The 1,205-nt window shown below is 41.3% G+C and carries 1 protein-coding gene and 1 pseudogene; one reads left to right on the top strand and one right to left on the bottom strand.

The annotated features are described in order from the left end of the window. Positions 1-338 precede the first annotated feature (338 nt). Complete coding sequence (locus CDZ78_RS20655; protein ID WP_087871612.1) at positions 339-668, bottom strand: PilZ domain-containing protein; 330 nt, start codon at positions 666-668, stop codon at positions 339-341. 346 nt (positions 669-1,014) lie between these two features. Here CDZ78_RS20655 and CDZ78_RS20650 point away from each other — a divergent pair. After that, a pseudogene (locus CDZ78_RS20650) lies at positions 1,015-1,205 on the top strand (ISL3 family transposase); the annotation flags it as partial.

The raw sequence follows: 1,205 nt of genomic DNA, 5'->3' as shown, positions 1-1,205 counted from the left end.
AAGCTTAACGGGACTGATTAAAATCTGCGATGCCCTGATTCGCCCTGCGTCCACTTATAAAAACCCTAGAGGGGTTTTTATTTAGTTACCTCAAATGGCTTGACGCGATGTCGGAATGCCTTGTATTTTATCTACGCAAAAAAGACGCTTCGAGAAAACACCCGGCCCTATCGCTATCACGGACTAAAAATCTTCACTTCGCTTAAGCTCCGTTTCCAGGATTTTCAGCGTATGCTGTACATGAGGCTATTGTCCCGACTTTTAGTGGTAGTGCAGGGACAACTGTCCTGAATTGAGATTACCGAGTTTTTTCTTTGCTTACCTAACAACCAGAATAGTTATTTGTCAGAAGCTGGAATTAATCGGGCTTGACTAAAACACACCGCTGAACCAGATAAGCCATGTTCTTTTTTTTCAACACGTACGACTTTACCCCGTGCGGCAAGCCTTGCGCCACTTAGTAATTGAGCAAAAACAAAAATAACACTCCCCGGTTTTAATACCAGTGGCATTTGTAGAAATAAACCACTCTGACTTAAATTATCCGTGACCGTGTGGATTTTAATTCGCTCTCCACTTTCAGTTATGCCATGAACAAAGACAGGACACGTTATCCCTATCCTTGCATCAAGGCGCTGCTCACTTTTCGTTGATATAGCTTGGGACATTTAATTATCCATAATGATTGCTTGATATGCTTCGCGCGGAGACGGTTACGGGTTTTATTGAAAGTGATTTTTGTCTAGGACAATTCGTTGAAACTGGCGCAATACTGACTCGTAAGTATTTCAGCAACACAGCATTGGCAAAAATCAGCCGTTAGAAAACATAAACCGTGACCATGCGAAAAATATGTATTCAAACATGAATGCGGCATTATAAGAATGGGTGAACTATCCTTTTTAACCGGGACAATTGTCCCGATAGGCATACCCCATTAATCACAAATATTCAAAAGGCTGCCATTAATACTGGCTCTATGTGAATCCTAGTGGGTAGTGCGATAATAATACCATGAATAATGAATCTTTATTTAGTATGGCTTTAGGCTTACAATCGCCTTGGAAAGTGGAAGAAATTATCTTTTCAAACGACAATATTTTAGAACAGAATGAACTTCATTTGCAGATAGGTTTTGAACCAGGCGCCCGTTTTGCTGATGAATCGGGGGTTCTCTGCCCAGTGCATGATACAGTCGATCGGCA

This window comes from Bathymodiolus platifrons methanotrophic gill symbiont, assembly GCF_002189065.1.
Taxonomy (GTDB): Bacteria; Pseudomonadota; Gammaproteobacteria; order Methylococcales; family Methylomonadaceae; genus Methyloprofundus.
The sequence above is the reverse complement of the archived record's forward strand: the minus strand, read 5'-3'. Positions and strand labels throughout refer to the sequence as shown.